The sequence below is a fragment of the Orlajensenia leifsoniae genome, from assembly GCF_004570845.1.
Taxonomy (GTDB): Bacteria; Actinomycetota; Actinomycetes; order Actinomycetales; family Microbacteriaceae; genus Orlajensenia; species Orlajensenia leifsoniae.
Genome location: NZ_SPQZ01000005.1, coordinates 79,574 through 99,140, shown reverse-complemented (window position 1 = coordinate 99,140; position 19,567 = coordinate 79,574). Strand labels below are relative to the sequence as shown.

General features: G+C 68.9%; 19 protein-coding genes. 14 read left to right on the top strand and 5 right to left on the bottom strand.

Annotated features, from left to right (window positions below):
• From atpD to E4M00_RS13775, 4 genes are read left to right on the top strand one after another with little or no spacing between them, the layout of a single operon-like run.
• The gene (gene atpD, locus E4M00_RS13790) at nucleotides 1–1,464 is read left to right on the top strand and encodes a F0F1 ATP synthase subunit beta (RefSeq protein ID WP_056164228.1); all 1,464 of its coding nucleotides are present in this window, start codon (nucleotides 1–3) and stop codon (nucleotides 1,462–1,464) included.
• A 2-nt stretch (nucleotides 1,465–1,466) separates the two neighbouring features.
• Complete coding sequence (locus tag E4M00_RS13785; RefSeq protein WP_056164225.1) at nucleotides 1,467–1,727, top strand: F0F1 ATP synthase subunit epsilon; 261 nt, start codon at nucleotides 1,467–1,469, stop codon at nucleotides 1,725–1,727.
• A gap of 26 nt (nucleotides 1,728–1,753) precedes the next feature.
• On the top strand, nucleotides 1,754–2,311 hold the full coding sequence (locus E4M00_RS13780; RefSeq protein WP_235483182.1) for a P-loop nucleotide/nucleoside kinase family protein: 558 nt from the start codon (nucleotides 1,754–1,756) through the stop codon (nucleotides 2,309–2,311).
• A gap of 6 nt (nucleotides 2,312–2,317) precedes the next feature.
• Complete coding sequence (locus tag E4M00_RS13775) at nucleotides 2,318–3,067, top strand: YaaA family protein (protein WP_135121087.1); 750 nt, start codon at nucleotides 2,318–2,320, stop codon at nucleotides 3,065–3,067.
• A gap of 42 nt (nucleotides 3,068–3,109) precedes the next feature.
• On the opposite strand, the gene E4M00_RS13770 is transcribed toward E4M00_RS13775, so the two are convergent.
• Both E4M00_RS13770 and E4M00_RS13765 read right to left on the bottom strand, forming a co-directional pair.
• Complete coding sequence (locus E4M00_RS13770) at nucleotides 3,110–3,715, bottom strand: DNA-3-methyladenine glycosylase I (protein WP_240037130.1); 606 nt, start codon at nucleotides 3,713–3,715, stop codon at nucleotides 3,110–3,112.
• A complete protein-coding gene (locus tag E4M00_RS13765) occupies nucleotides 3,712–4,302 on the bottom strand; it encodes a methylated-DNA--[protein]-cysteine S-methyltransferase (protein WP_135121086.1) in 591 nt (196 codons plus the stop codon). Before E4M00_RS13765 ends, E4M00_RS13770 begins: the two co-directional genes overlap by 4 nt.
• A 181-nt stretch (nucleotides 4,303–4,483) precedes the next feature.
• Between E4M00_RS13765 and E4M00_RS13760 the strand changes: the two genes are divergently transcribed.
• The 8 genes from E4M00_RS13760 to E4M00_RS13725 all read left to right on the top strand — a co-directional run bounded on the left by E4M00_RS13760 (nucleotide 4,484) and on the right by E4M00_RS13725 (nucleotide 13,817).
• Nucleotides 4,484–5,311 carry an MBL fold metallo-hydrolase gene (locus E4M00_RS13760; RefSeq protein WP_135121085.1) on the top strand — a complete coding sequence of 276 codons (828 nt, stop codon included), beginning with the start codon at nucleotides 4,484–4,486 and terminating at the stop codon, nucleotides 5,309–5,311.
• Nucleotides 5,312–5,402: 91 nt separating this feature from the next.
• A complete protein-coding gene (locus E4M00_RS13755) occupies nucleotides 5,403–6,386 on the top strand; it encodes an aldo/keto reductase (protein ID WP_135121084.1) in 984 nt (327 codons plus the stop codon).
• A 121-nt stretch (nucleotides 6,387–6,507) separates the two neighbouring features.
• Complete coding sequence (locus E4M00_RS13750) at nucleotides 6,508–7,167, top strand: TetR/AcrR family transcriptional regulator (RefSeq protein ID WP_135121083.1); 660 nt, start codon at nucleotides 6,508–6,510, stop codon at nucleotides 7,165–7,167.
• Between the two features lie 11 nt (nucleotides 7,168–7,178).
• The gene (locus E4M00_RS13745; protein WP_135121082.1) at nucleotides 7,179–8,915 is read left to right on the top strand and encodes an ABC transporter ATP-binding protein; all 1,737 of its coding nucleotides are present in this window, start codon (nucleotides 7,179–7,181) and stop codon (nucleotides 8,913–8,915) included.
• A complete protein-coding gene (locus E4M00_RS13740; protein WP_135121081.1) occupies nucleotides 8,912–10,981 on the top strand; it encodes an ABC transporter ATP-binding protein in 2,070 nt (689 codons plus the stop codon). Before E4M00_RS13745 ends, E4M00_RS13740 begins: the two co-directional genes overlap by 4 nt.
• A 101-nt stretch (nucleotides 10,982–11,082) precedes the next feature.
• Nucleotides 11,083–11,838, top strand: a complete 756-nt coding sequence (locus E4M00_RS13735) for a class I SAM-dependent methyltransferase (protein WP_167756903.1) — start codon at nucleotides 11,083–11,085, stop codon at nucleotides 11,836–11,838.
• A gap of 128 nt (nucleotides 11,839–11,966) precedes the next feature.
• Nucleotides 11,967–13,118, top strand: a complete 1,152-nt coding sequence (locus E4M00_RS13730; protein WP_167756902.1) for a DUF4192 family protein — start codon at nucleotides 11,967–11,969, stop codon at nucleotides 13,116–13,118.
• Between the two features lie 54 nt (nucleotides 13,119–13,172).
• Nucleotides 13,173–13,817 (top strand): DUF2510 domain-containing protein, encoded by a 645-nt coding sequence (locus E4M00_RS13725; protein WP_135121078.1) that lies wholly within the window; start codon nucleotides 13,173–13,175, stop codon nucleotides 13,815–13,817.
• Between the two features lie 56 nt (nucleotides 13,818–13,873).
• On the opposite strand, the gene E4M00_RS13720 is transcribed toward E4M00_RS13725, so the two are convergent.
• The 3 genes from E4M00_RS13720 to E4M00_RS13710 are packed head-to-tail and all read right to left on the bottom strand — an operon-like array spanning nucleotide 13,874 to nucleotide 17,228.
• Nucleotides 13,874–15,319 (bottom strand): NAD(P)/FAD-dependent oxidoreductase, encoded by a 1,446-nt coding sequence (locus tag E4M00_RS13720; protein WP_135121077.1) that lies wholly within the window; start codon nucleotides 15,317–15,319, stop codon nucleotides 13,874–13,876.
• Between the two features lie 5 nt (nucleotides 15,320–15,324).
• Nucleotides 15,325–16,749 (bottom strand): aspartate aminotransferase family protein, encoded by a 1,425-nt coding sequence (locus E4M00_RS13715; RefSeq protein WP_135121076.1) that lies wholly within the window; start codon nucleotides 16,747–16,749, stop codon nucleotides 15,325–15,327.
• Entirely contained in the window at nucleotides 16,746–17,228 is a 483-nt protein-coding gene (locus E4M00_RS13710) for an Lrp/AsnC family transcriptional regulator (protein WP_055903676.1), read from the bottom strand. Before E4M00_RS13710 ends, E4M00_RS13715 begins: the two co-directional genes overlap by 4 nt.
• 176 nt (nucleotides 17,229–17,404) lie before the next feature.
• On the opposite strand from E4M00_RS13710, the gene E4M00_RS13705 reads away from it, so the two are divergent.
• Together E4M00_RS13705 and E4M00_RS13700 are read left to right on the top strand one after the other, a co-directional pair.
• Complete coding sequence (locus E4M00_RS13705) at nucleotides 17,405–18,622, top strand: FHA domain-containing protein (RefSeq protein WP_135121075.1); 1,218 nt, start codon at nucleotides 17,405–17,407, stop codon at nucleotides 18,620–18,622.
• Between the two features lie 13 nt (nucleotides 18,623–18,635).
• Entirely contained in the window at nucleotides 18,636–19,448 is an 813-nt protein-coding gene (locus E4M00_RS13700; RefSeq protein WP_082510051.1) for a PP2C family protein-serine/threonine phosphatase, read from the top strand.
• Nucleotides 19,449–19,567: the final 119 nt, after the last annotated feature.

Sequence of the window (19,567 nt, the reverse complement as noted above, 5' to 3'; positions counted from 1 at the left end):
ATGACTGACACCGCTACCGCGCCAGTCCAGGCTGAGGCCACGGGCGGCGCCGTCGGGCGCATCGCCCGCGTCACCGGCCCCGTGGTCGACATCGAGTTCCCGCACGACTCGATCCCCTCGGTCTACAACGCTCTGCAGACCACCATCACGCTCGACGGCGAGACCACGACCCTCACGCTCGAGGTCGCTCAGCACCTCGGCGACGACGTCGTGCGTGCCATCGCCCTGAAGCCCACCGACGGCCTCGTGCGCGGCCAGGAGGTCACCGACACCGGAGCGGCCATCTCGGTCCCCGTCGGCGACGTCACCAAGGGCAAGGTCTTCAACGTCATCGGCGAGGTGCTCAACGGCGAGCCCGGCGAGACCATCGAGATCACCGAGCGCTGGCCCATCCACCGCAAGCCCCCGCGCTTCGACCAGCTCGAGAGCAAGACCCAGCTGTTCGAGACCGGCATCAAGGTCATCGACCTCCTCACCCCGTACGTGCAGGGTGGAAAGATCGGCCTCTTCGGTGGAGCCGGCGTCGGCAAGACCGTGCTCATCCAGGAGATGATCCAGCGCGTCGCGCAGGACCACGGTGGTGTGTCGGTGTTCGCCGGTGTCGGTGAGCGCACCCGTGAGGGCAACGACCTCATCCACGAGATGGAGGAGGCGGGCGTCTTCGACAAGACCGCCCTCGTCTTCGGCCAGATGGACGAGCCGCCGGGAACGCGTCTGCGCGTCGCCCTCTCCGCGCTCACGATGGCGGAGTACTTCCGCGACGTGCAGAAGCAGGACGTGCTGCTCTTCATCGACAACATCTTCCGCTTCACGCAGGCCGGTTCCGAGGTCTCGACGCTGCTCGGCCGCATGCCCTCCGCCGTGGGCTACCAGCCGAACCTCGCCGACGAGATGGGTGTGCTCCAGGAGCGCATCACCTCGACCCGTGGACACTCGATCACCTCGCTGCAGGCGATCTACGTTCCCGCCGACGACTACACCGACCCGGCTCCCGCGACCACGTTCGCGCACCTCGACGCCACGACCGAGCTCTCCCGTGCCATCGCGTCAAAGGGTCTGTACCCGGCCGTCGACCCGCTGACCTCGACCTCGCGCATCCTCGACCCCCGTTACCTGGGCGAGGACCACTACCGCGTTGCCACCACGGTCAAGCAGATCCTGCAGAAGAACAAGGAACTCCAGGAGATCATCGCCATCCTCGGTGTCGACGAGCTCTCCGAGGAAGACAAGATCACGGTCTCGCGCGCACGTCGTATCGAGCAGTTCCTCTCGCAGAACACCTACATGGCGAAGAAGTTCACCGGTGTCGAGGGTTCGACGGTTCCGCTCAAGGACACCATCGAGTCGTTCGACGCCATCGCCAAGGGCGAGTTCGACCACGTGGCCGAGCAGGCGTTCTTCAACGTCGGTTCGATCTCCGACGTCGAAGAGAAGTGGGCTCAGATCCAGAAGGACAACGGCTGACCATGGCTGTCCTCAACGTCAGTCTCGTCTCGGCGGACCAGGAAGTCTGGTCCGGCGAGGCGAGCATGGTGGTCGCGAAGACCGTCGAGGGCGAGATCGGCATCCTCCCGGGTCACGAGCCGCTGCTCGCGATCCTCGCTCACGGCGAGGTGCGCCTGACGCTGGTCGGTGGCGAGAAGCTCGTCGCCGACGCCTCTGACGGATTCCTCTCGGTCGAGGGCAACGCCGTTCAGGTCGTCGCCCGGCGCGCTGCGCTCGTCTAGGTCGTAGAGCTCCAGGGGGAGAGACGGTGTCAGACCGCCAGTTCGGCGACCTCAGTGTCGCGCAGCTCGTCGTGATGGCAGGGCTTCCGGGTTCGGGCAAGTCCACCATCGCCGAGATCATCGGAGCCCGCATCGGCGCGACGGTGGTCTCGGTCGATCCGATCGAGTCGGCCATCCTCTCCGCGGGCATCGACGCCGACCAGCCGACCGGCCTCGCCGCCTACCTCGTCGCCGAGGCCATCGCCGAGTCCGTGCTCGTCGCCGGTCGCAGCGTCATCATCGATGCCGTCAACGCCGTCGAGCCGGCACGGATGCAGTGGCGCGACCTCGCCGCCCGCACCGAGGCCGTACTGCGGGTCATCGAGGTCGTGTGCTCCGACGAGGAGCTGCACAGGGAGCGTCTCGCCAAGCGGGTGCGCAACCTCCCGCACGTCGAAGAGCTCACCTGGCGCGCCGTCGAGCAGAGCGTCGAGGGCTACGAGTCCTGGACCGGGCACAGCGCCGCCATGCCGCGCGTGACCGTCGACAGCGTCCAGTCGCTGGGCTCGAACGTCGACGCTGCAGTGGCGTTCATCCACGGCTGACCCCGGGTGCTGATCCTTCTTCCCCCGTCGGAGACCAAGCGCGACGGCGGCACCGGCGCGCCCCTCGACGTGACCTCCCTCGCGTTCCCCCGGCTCGCGCCGCAGCGGCGCGCGCTGATTCGCGCACTCAAGTCCCTCGCCCGGGACACCGAGGCTAGCGTCGCCGCCCTCAAGCTCGGGCGCACGCAGCTCGGTGAGGTCGCCCGCAACCGCACCATCACGACGTCGGCGACGATGTCCGTGATCGACCGCTACACGGGAGTCGTCTACGACGCCCTCGACGCACCGAGCCTGAGCGAGGCCGAGCGTGCCTTCGCGCACGAGCACCTCCTCGTGCACTCCGCCCTTCTCGGCCCCGTGGCCGCCCTCGACGGCGTTCCGGCCTACAGGATGTCGCACGACTCGCGCCTGCCCGAACTCTCGCTCAAGAAGCACTGGGGCGACGCCATCGCCCGGGCACTGAAGCCCGTCGGCGGGCTGATCCTCGACCTCCGCAGTGAGGGCTACGCAGCCCTCGGACCTGCTCCGGTGCGACCCGATTCGGTGTACCTGCGGGTGCTCACCGACGGAGACGACGGTCGGCGCCGCGCTCTCAACCACTTCAACAAGCACGCCAAGGGTGCGTTCACCCGGGCGCTGATGCAGGCGGGCAGAGACTTCGCGACCGTCGACGAGTTGCGCGAGTGGGCGTCGGGCGCCGGGTGGAGGCTCGAGCTCATCGAGGGCAAGCCGGGCGAACTCGCCCTGATCGTCTAGCTCCGGACGGTCGCTGAGCCCCGACTTCGGAGGCCGAGTGCGTCATGCAGCGCGGAAGCAGCCGGCGATGTGGTCGTCGACCATGCCCGTCGACTGCATGAGGGCGTACATCGTCGTCGGACCGACGAACCTGTAGCCGCGCCGGCGCAGCTCCTTGCTCATCGCCGTCGACTCCGCGGTGACGGCGGGCACGTCGCTCCAGGACTGCGGGCGCCGTCTGCCTGTGGCATCCGGTGCGAACCCCCACATCAACTCCGACAGGCTCTCGCCGAGTGCAAGCGTGGCGCGGGCGTTGCCGATGGTGGCCTGGATCTTGCCACGGTGACGGATGATGCCGGCATCCTGCAGCAGACGCTCGATGTCGGGTTCGCCCATGGCGCCGACCTTCTCGACGTCGAAGTCGAAGAAGGCCGCGCGGAACGCCGGGCGCTTCCGCAGGATCGTGATCCACGACAGGCCGGCCTGGAAGCCCTCGAGGCACAGTTTCTCGAACAGGCGCCGCTCGTCGTGCCGGGGGACGCCCCACTCCTCGTCGTGGTACCGGCGGTACTCAGCGTCGTTCGCACCCCAGGAGCAGCGCGCGAGGCCGTCGTCGCCGACCACGACCGTGGGCGGCACGACGGGCACAGGGGAGGCGCCGAAGGTCACGATGCCACCGCTGATGCCGCTGCGGCCGGTTCCGGAGCCGTGGTCAGGGCGATCGGCTCGGTTCCGGGCAGGGGCGCTGGCGCCCCGGCCACCTCGGTGTGGCCGATGCTCTCGTGATCGAGCAGCCACACCTTCGTGGGTATGCCCTCCCCGGCGCTGAAGCCCGTGATCCGCCCGGTGCTGGAGAGAACCCGGTGGCAGCCGACGATGATGGGCACGGGGTTGGCGCCGACGGCGCCACCGATGGCACGACCGGATCCCGGTCGCCCGATGGCCGCGCCGATCTCGCCGTAGGAGGTGAACTGGCCGAAGTCGAGCTGCTGGAGCTCGGCCCACACGGCCCGCTGGAACTCCGTTCCGTCCAGGCGCACGGGGAGATCGAACTCGGTGCGGTCTCCGGCGAAGTACTCGCCGAGCTGGCGGGCGGCCTCCGCGAGGACGGCGGTGGACTCCGCGTCGTCGAGGTCGTGAGGGAGCCTGCCGTCGCGCTCGATCGAGAGCGAGGTGATCTGCTCGCCGTCGCTCGTGATCTCGATGCGGCCGATGGGGCTCTCGACGCGCTCGATGTAGAGGGTGTCTGTGGTCATGAGACGAATCTACCCGCGGCATCCGTGCCCCTCTCGCGGGAAACAGACATGGCGGGGAGAGTGATCGCGACGACGGCTCCTGGGGAGGAGTGCCGACGACCGCACGCACGATCACACTTACGATCGCCCGACGAGCGCGGAGCCCCGGCTCGAGGTCGGGCCGGGTCCGTAGGATCGAACCATGCCCTCCTGGAACGAGATCGCCGACGGACTGTTCGTCGCCCGCTACGAGCCCCTCGACATCTCGGTGACGCTCGTGCGCGGCAGCGACGGCCTGCTGCTGGTCGACACCCGCTGCAACCCGCGGGAGGCGGCCGAGGTCGCGTCCGACGTCGCAGCCCTCGGCATCGGCGACATCCGCTGGGTGGTCGACACCCATGCCCACTACGACCACAGCTTCGGCAACCAGGTGTTCGCCGGCACCGCGACGATCATCGGGCACCACCGGATCCCCGCTCACTACGCCGAGTTCGAGGCCCCAAGGCTGGCCGCCTGGACGGCGGACCCGTCGGCATCCCCGCAGTACGACTGGACCGGCGTCGAGCTCACCCCTCCGCACGTGCTCGTCACCGACGAGCACACCCTCGACCTCGGGGGACGCTCGGTGCGGATCATCGCTCTCGCCCCCGGCCACACCGACACCGATGTCGTCGTGCACGTTCCGGATGCCGGCACCTGGATCGTCGGCGACGTCGTCGAGGAGTCCGGGCCGCCGATGTACGGTTCCGGGTCGTTCCCGCTCGGCTGGCCGCGCGTGCTCGCCGACCTGGCCGAGCACATGGGGGAGTCCGACCTCGTCGTGCCCGGCCACGGCGCCGTCGTCGACCGCGCCTTCGTGCACGAGCAGGCGCACAGGCTGCAGGCCGTCGCCGACGCCATCAGCGTGGGCTTCGCCCATCGGGAGCCCGTCGAGTACGTGGCCGAGCGTGCCGCCGGTGCCTCGCGGATGCCGCTCGAGATGGTCGAGCCCGCCGTCATCCGCGGCTACACGCAGCTCGCGGCATCCTGACCCCCGCGGCTTCCTGACGCCCGCAGCTTCCCGACGCCTGGCGTCGTCGGCACCCCGCCCGTCCGGCTGCGGCGCCGCCTAGGCTGGGGACATGGCGTCGATCGAACACCGCACACTCGGACCATCCGGCCTCGTCGTCTCGACCGTGGGGCTCGGCTGCAACAATTTCGGGCGCACCGGGACGGCCAGTGAGGACCAGGCCGGAACGGCCGCGGTCATCGATGCCGCCATCGATGCCGGGGTGACGCTCTTCGACACCGCGGACATCTACGGTGCTGAGCGTGGGCTCAGCGAGACCCTGATGGGCCAGGCGCTCCGGGGAGGCAAGCGCGAGAAGATCGTGCTCGCCACCAAGTTCGGCATGGACATGGGCGGCCTGAACGGTCCCGACTGGAATGCGCGCGGATCGCGGCGCTACATCCGCCTCGCGGTCGAGGCGAGCCTGCGCCGCCTGCAGACCGATTGGATCGACCTCTACCAACTGCACCAGCCAGATCCGAGCACTCCCATCGAGGAGACTCTCTCGGCCCTCGACGACCTCGTGACGGCCGGCAAGGTCCGCTACATCGGATCGTCGAACCTCAGCGGATGGCAGATCGCGGAAGCGGAGTTCACGGCGCGGATGGGCTCGCATCCGCGATTCATCTCGACCCAGAACGAGTACAGCCTGCTCGAGCGGGCCGCCGAGGCCGAGGTGATCCCGGCCGCCGAGCACTTCGGCCTGGGCTTCCTGCCCTGGTTCCCGCTCTACAACGGCCTGCTGACGGGCAAGTTCACCCGCGCCGGCGGCCCGGAGGACAGCCGGATCATGCGCATCCGCAAGCACCTCGCAGACTCCGCTCCGTGGGGAACCATGGACAGGTATCAGGAGTTCTGCTCCGAGCGCGGGATCACGATGCTCGAGGCCACCTTCGGCTGGATGCTGGCGCAGCCGGCGCTCACGAGCGTGATCGCCGGAGCGACGCGTCCCGAGCAGATCGTGCAGAACGCCGAGGCGGCGACGTCGTGGAAGCCGACCCCCGACGACCTCGCGCAGATCTCGGCGCTGTTCGATCCGGCGGCGCTGCAGGCCTGAGCGACTCGCAGTCCGGTTCGGCACCTCCCGGTGCCGGGCATCCGACGGCCGGGCCACCTGTTCGCTCAGAGCGAACGGATGTCGGTTCTGAGTGAGCACTCACTCAGTTACGCTCATCTCCATGACCGAGAAGTCGAGCCGCGCGAAACGCCTCTCCCGCGACGAGCGCCGAGCCGCCATCCTCGACGCTGTCGTCCCCCTGCTGCTGCAGCACGGCCGCTCCGTGACGAGCAGACAGATCGCCGAGGCCGCTGGCATCGCCGAGGGAACCGTGTACTCGGTGTTCGACGACAAGGAGGCCATCATCGACGCCGCCGTCGAGCGGCACATGGATACGTCCTCCATCGTCGAGGCCATCTCGACCATCCCGGTCGATCTCTCCCTGGACTCCACGATCGAAGCGATCGTCGAGCTCGTTCAGCACCGGGTGCGCGAGATGTTCTCGCTCATGGCGGCGATCGGCTTCGGCCCGCCCCACAAGCACAAGCCCCGTCGGATGGGCAGCCCGGATGACGATCCGGTCGTGCCCGTCGTCGTCGCGCTCCTGGAGCCGCACCGGGCAGAACTGCGCATCGCTCCACGCCGCGCCGCCAGCCTCATCAGGCTGACGACGCTCTCCATGACCCACCCGATCCTGTCGGAGGGGGAGACCTTCACCGCCCGCGACATCACCGACCTCCTGCTTCACGGCATCACCGTCGGGCATCGTCCCGAGCGGGTCGCCGAGGCGCCGGCACCCGTACCCGTACCCGCACCCGCACCCGCACCGGCCTCCGCCTAGAAAGCACCAGCATGCTCCTCCGTCTTCTCCGGCAGTACCTGAAGCCGTACTGGCTCCTGCTCACCGGTGTCATCGTGTTCCAGTTCCTGCAGTCCATGGCGTCGCTGTACCTGCCCACCCTCAACGCCGACATCATCGACCAAGGCGTGTCGACGGGCGACACCGCCTACATCCTGTCGACGGGTGGCTGGATGCTGCTCATCACGCTCGCGCAGGTGGTCTGCGCCATCGCCGCCGTCTACTTCGGCGCCCGTGCCGCCATGGCGGTCGGACGCGACCTGCGTCGCGGCGTGTTCCGCCAGGTCGGGGCGTTCTCGGAGCGTGAGGTGTCGAAGTTCGGCGCCCCGTCGCTGATCACCCGATCGACGAACGACGTGCAGCAGGTGCAGATGCTGGTGCTCATGACCTGCACCATGCTGGTGTCGGCCCCCATCCTCGCCATCGGCGGGGTGATCATGGCCATGCGCCAGGACCTCGAGCTGTCGTGGCTCATCGCCGTCAGCGTTCCCGTGCTGCTCATCGCCGTCGCCCTCATCGTCAGGCGGATGGTGCCGCTGTTCAGGGTCATGCAGAAGCGCATCGACCGGGTGAACCTCGTCCTGCGGGAGCAGCTCACCGGCATCCGAGTCATCCGGGCCTTCGTGCGCGAGCCCCTCGAGTCCCAGCGCTTCGAGAAGGCCAACGCGGAGATCACCGACACGGCCACCCGGGCCGGACGCCTGATGGTGCTGATGTTCCCGATCGTCATGGCGGTGCTCAACGTCTCCAGCGTCGCCGTGCTCTGGTTTGGCGCCTTCCGCGTCGAGGACGGCTCGATGCAGGTCGGAACGCTGATGGCGTTCCTCCAGTACCTCATGCAGATCCTCATGGCCGTGATGATGGCCACCTTCATGGCGGTGATGATCCCGAGGGCCTCGGTCTCCGCCGATCGCATCGCCGAGGTGCTCGGCACGGAATCGAGCGTGGTCGTGTCGCGGCATCCGGTCACCGAGCTCTCAGCGCACAGCGCCATCGAGCTCGACGGCGTCTCGTTCTCCTACCCGGGAGCGGAGCAGCCCGTGCTGCGCGGCATCACCTTCCGGGTCGAGCCCGGCACGATCACGGCGGTGATCGGCAGCACCGGCGCAGGCAAGACCACGCTGGTGAACCTGCTTCCGCGGCTGTTCGACGCGACGGAGGGCACCGTGCGCATCGACGGAGTCGACGTACGCGAGCTCGAACCCGACCTGCTCTGGAGCCGCATCGGCCTGGTGCCGCAGAAGCCCTACCTGTTCTCCGGCACCGTGGCCTCCAACCTCCGGTACGGGAAGCCCGACGCCACCGACGACGAGTTGTGGCACGCCCTCGAGGTGGCGCAGGCCCGGGGCTTCGTCGAGCGGATGGCCGGCGGACTCGAGGCCGCCATCACCCAAGGCGGTACGAACGTGTCAGGTGGGCAGCGGCAACGCCTCGCCATCGCCCGGGCGCTGGTGAAACGGCCGGAGATCTACATCTTCGACGACTCGTTCTCGGCGCTCGACGTCGCCACCGACGCCCGGGTGCGACGGGCGCTCCGCGACGACATCGGCGACGCCTCGATGTTCGTCGTCGCCCAGCGCGTGACGAGCATCATCGACTCCGACCAGATCCTGGTGCTCGAGGACGGCGTCATCGTCGACCGCGGCACCCATGCCGAACTCCTCGAGACCTCTCCCACCTACGAGGAGATCGTGTCGAGCCAGCTGAGCGCCGCGGAGGCAGCAGCATGACCGAGAACCGAGACGTGACAGCTGCCGGCGAGCCCGAGGTGGAACGCATCCCCGTCGACCTGCAGGTGGAGTTCGCCGAGGAGGAGACGGCTGCGCCCGGCCCGGCCCTGCCGCCCCAGCGCGGCCCCGGCTCCGGCCGGGGGCCGTTCGGAGGCGGAGCCGGGATGCCGGTCGAGAAGGCGATGACCTTCTGGCCGTCGGCCAAGCGCCTGATCGGGCGCCTCAGGCCGGAACGCGTGCCGGTCATCACGGTCACGATCCTCGCCATCATCGGCGTCGTCTTCAGCGTGCTCGGCCCGAAGCTGCTCGGCGAGGGCACGAACATCATCTTCGAGGGGGTCGTGTCGTCGCAGATGCCGGCTGGCGCGACGAAGGCCCAGGTGGTCGACCAGCTCCGGGCATCCGGCGACACCCAGCAGGCCGACATGGTGAACGCCATGACCCTCACGCCGGGTCAGGGCATCGACTTCTCGGCCCTGGGGATGGTGCTGCTGGGGGTGCTCGCGCTCTACCTGCTCTCGAGCGTCTTCATGTGGCTGCAGGGCTACGTGCTGAACGGGGCAATCCAGCGCACGGTCTACAGGCTGCGCGGGGACGTCGAGGACAAGATCAACGCCCTGCCGCTGAAGTACTTCGACGGGATGCAGCGGGGTGAGGTGCTCAGCCGCGTGACGAACGACATGGACAACGTGTCGCAGACCCTGCAGCAGACACTCAGCCAGATGCTCACCAGCATCCTCACCGTGGTCGGCGTCGTCGTCATGATGTTCACGATCTCGCCCCTGCTGGCGCTCGTGGCTCTCGTGACCATCCCGCTGACGGCTCTCATCACCGTCGTCATCGCGAAGCGCTCGCAGAAGCTGTTCGTGGCGCAGTGGAAGCACACGGGCGAGCTCAACGCCCGCATCGAGGAGACCTTCACCGGGCACTCGCTGGTCAAGGTCTTCGGCCGCCAGCGCGAGGTCGACGTGCAGTTCGACGCGAAGAACGACGAGCTCTACACAGCGAGCTTCGGGGCGCAGTTCGTGTCGGGCATCATCATGCCGGCCATGATGTTCGTCGGAAACCTGGTGTACGTCGCCATAGCGGTGGTCGGCGGACTCATGGTCGCCGGCGGCACCCTGCGCCTCGGCGACGTGCAGGCGTTCATCCAGTACTCCCGGCAGTTCACCCAGCCACTCAGCCAGCTCGGGTCGATGGCCAACCTGCTGCAGTCCGGCGTGGCATCGGCAGAGCGCATCTTCACCCTGCTCGACGCCGACGAGCAGGAGCCGGACCCCGTCGACGCTCTGACGACGACGGATGCCGACGACGAGGGCGGCGCCAGGCTCGAGTTCGAGGACGTGTCGTTCCGATACGTGGCCGACAGGCCGCTGATCGAGCACATGAACCTGACCGCGGAGCCGGGATCGACCGTCGCCATCGTCGGGCCGACCGGCGCGGGCAAGACGACCCTCGTGAACCTGATCATGCGCTTCTACGAACTCGACTCCGGACGCATCACCCTGAACGGCGTCGACACCGCGCTCATGACCCGCGACGACCTGCGCGGCCGGGTCGGCATGGTGCTGCAGGACACCTGGCTGTTCGGCGGGACCATCCGGGACAACATCGCCTATGGGCGTCCGGATGCCACGGAGGAGGAGATCCTCGACGCCGCCGTGGCTACCTACGTCGACCGCTTCGTGCACTCGCTGCCCGATGGCTACGACACCGTGCTCGACGACGAGGCCGGCAACATCTCGAGTGGCGAGCGTCAGCTGATCACCATCGCGCGGGCCTTCCTCGCCGCACCGTCGATCCTCATCCTCGACGAGGCCACCAGCTCGGTCGACACCCGCACCGAGGTGCTCGTGCAGAAGGCGATGTCGGCGTTGCGCAGCAATCGCACCAGCTTCGTGATCGCCCACAGGCTCTCGACGATCCGCGATGCCGACGTCATCCTCGTGATGGAGAACGGATCGATCGTCGAGCAGGGCTCTCACGTCGAGCTGCTGAAGGCGCAGGGCGCGTACTACAGGCTGTACAACGCGCAGTTCGAGGCCCCGGTCGAGCAGGAGGCCTGAATCCGTGCGCGGCGGGGTGCCCAGCGGGCTCCCGCCGCGCACTTATGGTTGCATGGTGTCGTCCGGAATCGCCCGGCGTTCGAGATCCAGCCGGAGGATGCGTGCCCAGAAGAAACGGCCAACAGCAGGCCGAGGGATACACGGATTGGAAGGGTTGGTCTGGAGGGTCGTTCGGCCGCATCGGCCCGGCCGACGTCGACTACTTCTCGCGTGAGATGCGGCGCCTGAGACCGACCACGCCGATCAAGGACGTGCTGGAGGTCGGCTTCGGCAACGGCGAGTTCCTGAGCTACTGCCGTTCGCAGGGCTGGAACGCCACGGGCGTCGAGCTTCTGCCCGAACTCGTAGAGCACGCGCGCAGCGCCGGGTTCGCGGCCCATCAGTCCGACGATCTCGACTCGGTCCCCGATGCCGGGTTCGACGTCGTGGCCGCCTTCGACGTGTTCGAGCACGTTCCTCCGGAGCACTCGATCGCCTTCCTCGCCGACCTGCGCCGCAAGGTGCGTCCCGGCGGCACGGTGATCCTGCGCTATCCGAACGCCGACACCTGGCTCGGCAACCCGTTCCAGAACGGCGACCCGACGCACGTGAACGCCATCGGTGCCCTGAAGATGGAGTACTACGCCGGCGAGGTCGGGCTCGGCATCCGTTCACTGCGGGCCCCGATCCGTCGCGGGTTCCGCAGTTCGTTCGTCCACGGGGCTCACGCCATGACGGCCGGTGTCCTCGCCCGAGCCGCCGGGGCCGTCGCCAAGGCGATCTACTTCCCCGACCTGCGGGTCGTGCTCTCCGCCGGAAACGTCGTGTGCGTTCTGGATCCCGTCGAGAGCACGGGCGCGAGCGTCAGCGGTCACTGACCGGTCGCTGATCGGTCGCTGAGCGGTCACCGACCGCCGTTCCTCCCCACGCTCGGAAGCTCTCAGCGCCCCTCCCAGCACGGCGGGCGTTGCGCATGCGCCAGCCGCATCCGACGATGCTCGAGCGCATGCCCACTGTGATCAAGGCCGATGCCGGCCAGGACTTCCTCGCCCTCCTCCCGCGGCTCACCGGCTACCAGCCCCGCAACAGCGTCGTGCTGGTCGCCTTCCGTGGCAAGCGCACCTGCGGGGCCATCCGGTTCGACCTTCCCGATGCTGCTCCGCTGGCGGTGCTGAGGCGATTCGCGACCTCGATGATCGGCATGCTCTGCAAGATCCCCGAGGTCGATGCCGTCGTTCCCGTCGCCTACACCGACGAGTGCTTCGGTGCGACGGATGCGGTTCCGCAGGCCCTCTTCATGGATGTTCTGGTGCACAGGGCCGAGATCAGCGACTTCCACGTGCGCGACTCGCTCTGCGTGGCGGCAGACGGCTGGGCGTCCTTCCTCGATCCCGACGTGCCCGCCGGCGGGCGTCCCCTGGGAGCCATTGCGGCATCGCCTGTGAACGGGCTCGCCGACGCAGAGGGCATGGATGTGCGCTCCGATGTGCGGGGCGACACCGAGCTGCCGACCGTCGACCTCGCACGCTCGGAGCGGGTCGCGACGCGCTTGCGTCGCCTGCGCGACGACCCCGCGGGTGCGGGGGCCGTGGCTGCCGGTGCCTACGAACTCGCCGACCTCGCGCTGTCGGAGTTCCTCGAGTACCTGCTGGCCCACAGCCCGGACTCGCTCTCGCCCGACATCGTCGCCGCCGTGCTCTGGGTGCTCGAGCGACCCGTGTTCCGAGACGTCGCGATCATCCACTGGGCGTTCGGCCGCCTCGCCGGCCTGCAGGCCCTCGAGGACCAACTGCGCAGCACCCTCGATGATCCCGCGGAGGAGGCTGCGACCGGCCTGCTGCTCTGGGGGGAAGGGCCGCGACCCGATCCCGAGCGCGTCGACGCGGCCATCGCCCTGCTGCGGGTTCTCGCCGCGAGCGCCCCCCGCTCGGCGCGAGTGGCTCCGCTCACCATGCTCGCCTGGCTCACCTGGGCGCTCGGGCAGAGCTCCCGGGCCTCGGTCTTCGTGGCTGCAGCCCTCGAGATCGACCGCGAGTACGGACTGGCGTCTCTCATCGGTGCCATGATCGACGGCGGTCGACTTCCCGAGTGGGCCTTCGAGGTGCCCATCGTCGACGAGTCGACCGTGCGCTACGCCACGCGGACCGCAGCACCCTGACCGGCCGACGGCCCGGTGGACCCTAGGCTGTGCGGAGTCCGATCAGGAGGCCCCATGACTTCGCACCCCCAGTCGTCCATCGACCCGGGCTGGTTCGCCGACCCCTACGACCCGTCCGGCTTCGTGCTGCGCTGGTGGGACGGCACCCAGTGGACCGCCGCGACGCACCGGCCGGATGCCGGGACTGCCGCCGAGACGGCGCGGGCCCCGCGAGAGGGAGCCCGTGCGTACACGATCTGGATCTGGGCGATCGTGCTCCTGCCGGTGCTGTCGTCGGCATCGTTCTTCCTGATCGACTTCCGCTCGTACATCGAGGCGGGCATGCAGGCGGGCACGACCGGCGCAGGCACGGGGTCTCCCATGCTGATGATCGCGTCGCCGGCCTACCTGCTGATGACCCTGTTCGGCTGGGTGCTCTACGGGGTCACCGTCGTCTTCGCCTATCTCGATCACCGCTCGCTCGTGGCGGACGGGTACCCGCGTCCGTTCCACTGGGCGTGGGCATTCCTGTCTTCGCTCGTGTACGTGATCGGCCGATCGGTGCTGGTGAAGCGTGCGATCGGCCGGGGGACCGCGCCGATGTGGGCGGCGATCGCCGTGACCGTCGTCTCGTTCGTGGTGATCTTCGGCTACGTGATCTCGGTCGTCGTCGGTGTCATGCAGGACTCCTACTCGACCACGTTCTCCAGCGCTCTGTAGGGCCACGGCGATGCGGTCGGCGGCGGTGCGACCGGCGCCGACCGCACGGTGCACCGTCAGTGGCCGGTGAGCGGAGCGATGAGCCTGGCCGCCAGCGATGGGCGCCTGGTCGTGCGCTGCTCGATGTCGGCGACCTCCATGCCCACGAGGCCGAGGTTCGCTCCCACGAACCGCAGGGGTTCCGGTTCCCAGAGCGGCGAGCGGTGGTTCACCCAGGGCAGGCCGGTGAGGTCGGTCGTCTCCTCGCGGATGAGGTCGCTGAGGGTCCGGCCGGCGAGGTTCGTCGTCGACAGGCCGTCGCCGACGTAGCCGCCGGCGAACGCGACGCCCGTGCGCGGGTTGAAGGACGCCGTGGCGTGCCAGTCTCGGGGCACCCCCAGCGGGCCACCCCAGCGATGGGTCACCTGTGCTTCGGCGGCCTGGGGGAACAGGTCGACGAGGGTGTCGCGCAGGTGCGTGAAGACCCTGTCGACCCTGTCGTAGTCGGGGCTGATCCGACTTCCCCAGTGGTAGCGCGCTCCCCGCCCGCCGAAGGCGAAGCGGTTGTCCGCCGTGCGCTGGCCGTACACGAGCAGGTGCCTGTAGTCGGTGAACGTCTGGCCGTGTTCGATGCCGATCTCGTCCCAGACGGCATCCGGCAGCGGTTCCGTCGCGATCATGAGCGAGTAGAGCGGCAGCACCCGCCGCCCGACGCGCGGCAGCCCGGCGCCGTAGCCCTCGACGGCGATGACGACCGTCGGCGCGATCACGGTTCCGTCGAACGCCTCGCCTGCGGCATCCGTCGATGTGAATCGCACCTTGTGGGCCGCCCAGTCGTCGACCTCGGTGTTCTCGAAGATGTCGACGCCCAGCTCCTCGACGACCTTGGCGAGGCCGCGCACGAGCTTGGCCGGTTGCACCCGGGCGCACGCGGGGTCGAAGGACGCGCCAGACGCCCCGGCGCGCTCCGTTCCCGCCGACGCGGCAGCAGCCGTGGCGCCGAAACGGGAACGCACTGTGGCGGCGTCCCAGTACACGAGCTCGTCGACACCGAACTCGCGGGCCTCGGCGACCTCGGCACGCGCAGCGGAATCCTGCACGGCATCGCGGGCGAAGGCGACGGTGCCGCCCTTCACGTAGTCGCAGTCGATGCCCTCGGATGCCGCGACCCGGCCGACCTCGTCGACGGTGTCGACCATCGCCCGGCGCATCGCGATGGCGGCGTCACGACCGTGCGTGCGCTCGAGCGACGCGGCCGACCGCGGGAACAGGGCCGAGCACCATCCGCCGTTGCGGCCGGAGGCTCCGAAGCCGGCGATGTGCTTCTCGAGCACGGCGATCCGTAGCGACGGATCGGCCTTCGCGAGATAGTAGGCGGTCCACAGTCCGGTCAGCCCGCCGCCGACGATGCAGACGTCGTATCGGGCGTCCCGGCCGAGCCCGGGACGCGGCACCAGGGTGTCGATCCCGGACTCGGCGAGGGAGTCGAACCAGAAGCTCAGCTGCCTGTGGTCGGTCGGCATCGGGCTCAGAGCCGCGTCCAGGCCTCGCTGAGGACCCCGCGCAGGATGCCGGTGATCTCGGCGAACTCGGCCGGCCCCGTGGTGAGCGGGGGAGCGAGCTGAACGACGGGATCGCCGCGGTCGTCGGCGCGACAGTACAGCCCGGCGTCGAACAGTGCCTTGGACAGGAAGCCGCGCAGTAGCCGCTCGGACTCGTCGTCGTCGAAGGTCTCCTTGGTGGCCTTGTCCTTGACGAGCTCGATGCCGAAGAAGTAGCCGTCACCGCGCACGTCGCCGACGATCGGCAGGTCGAGCAGGGTCTCGAGCTCCGCGCGGAACAGCGGCGAGTTCTCGCGCACCCTCTCGTTGAGCTTCTCCTCCTCGAAGATGTCGAGGTTGGCCAGTGCAACGGCCGCCGAGACGGGGTGACCGCCGAAGGTGTAGCCGTGGTAGAACGCCGTGTCGCCATGACGGAAGGGCTCGTAGATGCGGTCGCTGATGATGGTCGCGCCGATCGGGGAGTACCCGCTCGTCATGCCCTTGGCGCAGGTGATCATGTCGGGCACGTAGCCGTACTCGTCGCAGGCGAACATGTGGCCGATGCGTCCGAAGGCGCAGATCACCTCGTCGCTGACCAGCAGGACCTCGTACTTGTCGCAGATCTCGCGCACGCGCTGGAAGTAGCCGGGGGGAGGAGGGAAGCATCCGCCCGAGTTCTGCACGGGCTCGAGGAAGACAGCCGCGACGGTGTCGGGGCCCTCGAACTGGATCATCTCCTCGATGCGGTTCGCCGCCCAGACGCCGAACTGCTCCTGCGGGTCGACACCGGAGTCGACGGCGATGAAGCCGGCCTCCTCGGCACGGTAGGAGTTGGTGTTCGGAACGCGGAACCCACCCGGGGTGAGCGGCTCGAACATCGCCTTCATGGCCGGGATGCCGGTGATGGCCAGCGCACCCTGCGGGGTGCCGTGGTAGGCGACGGCACGGGAGATCACCTTGTGCTTGGTGGGCTTGCCCTGCAGCTTCCAGTAGTACTTCGCCAGCTTGAACGCCGTCTCGACGGCTTCGCCGCCACCGGTGGAGAAGAAGACCCGGTTGAGGTCGCCCGGAGCGTAGTCGGCGAGCCTGTCGGCGAGTTCGATGGCCGACGGATGCGCGTACGACCAGATCGGGAAGAAGGCCAGTTCCTCCGCCTGCTTGGCGGCGACCTCGGCGAGGCGCCGACGACCGTGGCCCGCGTTCACGACGAACAGGCCGGACAGGCCGTCGATGTACTGCTTGCCCTTCGAGTCCCAGATGTGGTGGCCTTCGCCGCGCGTGATGATCGGCACGCCGGACTCCTCGAGGGTCGACTGCCGGGAGAAGTGCATCCAGAGGTGGTCTTTGGCCTTCTGCTGCAGGTCGGCCTCGTCGTAGGAGGTCGGTGCGGAGGTGGAGGTGTTGAGTGTCATCGTGTTCCCCAGTTGTAGAGCTGTTTGTGGAGTTTGAGATAGACGAAGGTCTCGGTGCTGAGCACCCCTTCGAGACTGCGGATCCTCGAGTTCAGAAGGGATATCAGCTCCTCGTCGTTCTCGCACACGACTTCGACCAGGATGTCGAAGCTCCCCGCGGTGAGAACGACGTAGTCGACCTCGGGGAGCGCGGCCAGTCTGTCGGCCAGGTCACGGGTGTCGCCGGAGGCGCGAACGCCCACCATGGCCTGACGGTAGAACCCGAGTTGCATCGGATCCGTCACGGCCACGACCTGCATGACACCGGAATCGGTGAGCTTCTGCACCCGTTGGCGCACGGCGGCCTCGCTGAGGCCCACGGCCTTGCCGATCTCGGCATAGGAGCGGCGCCCGTCGGTCTGCAGCTGCTCGATGATCGCCTTGGAGACGTCGTCGAGATGCATGGGCTTCGGCGGCGTCGCACGGGGCTGGGTGCTCATTGCTCGATTCTGGCAGTGTGGTGGGCCGACGGCAAGGGAATCCGTCGATATGGCCGAGAGTTGCTGCGGATTCCATGCTTCCCGCCGAATCCGGGAAGAACGCGCCCGCTAGCATGGGGACATGAGCGTGTGTGCGCAGAAGAGGGTCGTCGTCGACCACCGGGCGGAGGGCTGAGGTGGGTCGAGCCCATGTCGTGCGCGATGCCGCGCACTCCCGCTGGATCTTCATCGTCGGTGAGCACTTCGTCGCCGCGATTCCCACCGGAACGGACCCCGCCGTCGTCGCGGCCCTGAACGAACGCGCCTCGCGTGCCGTGACCGTGGAGGAGCTCGTCTCCCTGGTTCCGCTGGGGGGCGAGGGCGCCGTCGCAGACTTCGCCCTCGTCGTCGCCGGCGCCCCGTCGGACGGCGACGGCGTTCCCGTCTCGGGGGTCGTCCGGGGCGACGTGGTCGTCGACGTGTACTCCGTCGGCGGTTCGCGCCGCTTCAGCGATCGCGGCATCAGGCCCTGGCTGCTGGCCGACTTCCGCGCTGTGACGGCCATCGTCATCGCCGAGGACGGCTCCGCGGTGCCCCGGCCCGCCGAGATCGGAATCGGGGAGCCGGTCGGGCTCGGCCCGAGCAGCGCGGCCAGACTGGACTGGCAGCCGGGGGAGCCGCCGGCCGTCGAGGCCGGTGGCCGATCGGATGCCGGAGTCGAGGGCCTATTGCAAGACGATTCCGCCGACAATGCCGCTGCCTCCGACAATGCCGCTGCCGCTGCCGCACCGGTCGGTGACACCGTGCTCCGGCCCCGCAGACTCGCCGAGCACGACACCGTGCTGCGCCCCCGTCGTCGTGAGTTGGCGCCGGATGCCGCAACCCGCCCCCCGGTGATCGCCGCGGAGCCGCAGGTCGGTGAGGACATGCCGCCCGCGGCGCACCAGCCTGGCCCCGAGCACCAGCCGGGCGCGCTGCTCGAAGCGCGCGGGATGCAGCCGACTCAGCCGACGCCGCAGCAGCCGCCCCGCCCGCGTCCGCGCTTCGGCCTCCGGATCGGCCAGGGCGATGAACGTGAACTCGACGCCGTCTACCTCATCGGTCGGCGTCCGCGTCTCGGCCGCGTGCCGGCCGTGGGCGAGCATGTACGGCTCGTCGACGTGCCGTCTCCGAGCCGCGAGGTGTCGGCGACTCACGTGGAGATCCGTCGGGAGGGCGACGTCGTCGTGGTGACGGACCAGCGCTCGACCAACGGAACCTTCATCGTTCCGCCCCATGCCGAGCGCATCCGTCTGCGCCCCGGGCAGTCGATGGTGGTGAGCGTCGGAACGATGGTGCACATCGGTGACGGTACAATCGTGACGATATCCGCGCTGGAGGACTCCCGAGAGTGCTCCACCGACCCCCGACGATGAGAAGGCCGAGGACGTGACGCAGATCGGTCAGGGCACGCCCGAGTTCACAGCGCAGATCCCGGGTGCCGTCGATGCCGCGGTGACGCTGGCGTGGGCCGCCATCACGGACACCGGGCACCGCCGCGAGGCGAACGAGGACAGCTACATGGCGCAGGCGCCGGTCTTCGCCGTCGCCGATGGCATGGGCGGGCACACGGCGGGCGACTTCGCCAGCGCGGCCGTCGTCACGCGTCTGGCCGAGCACGGCGGGCGTCCGACGGCCGACACCGCCGGTATCGAGCAGTCGCTGCGGCTCGCCGTCGACGACATGGGCCGCGGAGGCGGCGTCACGGATTCCGGCACGGGGACCACGGTCACCGGTGTCGCCCTCACCCAGACCACGGCCGGTCTCGCCTGGCTGGTGTTCAACATCGGCGACTCTCGCGTGTACCTGCTCTCGCACGGCGTGCTCGAGCAGCTCACCACCGACCACTCGATCGTGCAGGAGCTCGTCGACGCCGGCCACATCTCGCGCGAAGAGGCCGAGACGCATCCGCACTCCAACGTCATCACCCGCGCCGTCGGCTTCCACGAGGCGCCCATCCCCGACTACAGGCTCATCGCCGTCGAGGAGGGCTCGCGCATCCTGGTCTGCTCCGACGGGCTCACCAAGGAGCTCACGCCCTACGGCATGCGCCACTTCCTGATGTCGACGGAGACGCCGGCGGATGCCGCGAAACAGCTGGTCGACGCCGCACTGGCCAACGGCGGCCGCGACAACGTCACCGTCATCGTGGTCGACGTCATCGGAGTGACCGGGGCGGCCCCGAACCCGCACGACCACTGACGATGCGCCCGGGTCTTGCGCCCCGTTCGAGGGGGTCTGCCGCAACGCGCAGGTGCCTACAATTGGGGGGAAGCGGGCGCATGCGCAGTGGGGGTGCGGCGTCCATGGTCTGCCGACGT